The 569-nt window shown below is 66.8% G+C and carries 1 protein-coding gene; it reads right to left on the bottom strand.

All coding sequences use genetic code 11. The features are described 5' to 3' along the window. Positions 1-54: 54 nt before the first annotated feature. A partial coding sequence (locus DAI20_RS17700) for an energy transducer TonB (RefSeq protein WP_108252909.1) occupies positions 55-569 on the bottom strand: 515 nt, incomplete at its 5' end.

The following is a 569-nucleotide window of genomic DNA, read 5'->3' as shown; positions in this document are numbered from 1 at the left end:
CGAGTACCACTATCGGTGGTGGGAGTGGAAGGCCGAGCCCGCCCTGTAGGCGCCTCAGTCGAGCTTGAACGTGACCGTGCCGCGTATCAGGCTCATGCTTGGTGCCTTGCCTGCCGCTTCACGCTCGTAGCGCCAGTCACGCGCATGCTTGAGCGCCGCCGCATCGAGCAGCGGGTAGCCGCTGGATCGGGACAGGATGATCGCCTGGGTCTTGCCCTGTGCATCCAGCAGCAGCATCAGCTCGACACCCCCCTGCTGGGCCTCGCGCATGGCGGCCGCAGGATACGTCGGGACCGACGAAAGTCGCCGCTGGTGCCAGCCTCCCTCCCGGGCAATCAACGGCGTGCTGGAAGAGAGTGGGCAACGTGCAGGCATCTGCAGGTCGAAGCCTGCAGCCCTTTGCGAAGGCCGGGTGGTGGCTGGCCCACCACAGGCGATCGCCGACACGCTCTGGAGCAACGACTGCTGACGCGAAAGCGCTGCAGCGTCATCCGCTTCCACATGGAACGTGCAGCGCCCCGACGTTGCCTGCGCCTGCAGTGACCCCACATCGGCATCGCGGATCGGCG

This window comes from Planctomonas deserti, assembly GCF_003067705.1.
In the GTDB taxonomy this organism is placed as follows: Bacteria; Actinomycetota; Actinomycetes; order Actinomycetales; family Microbacteriaceae; genus Planctomonas; species Planctomonas deserti.
The sequence above is the reverse complement of the archived record's forward strand: the minus strand, read 5'-3'. Positions and strand labels throughout refer to the sequence as shown.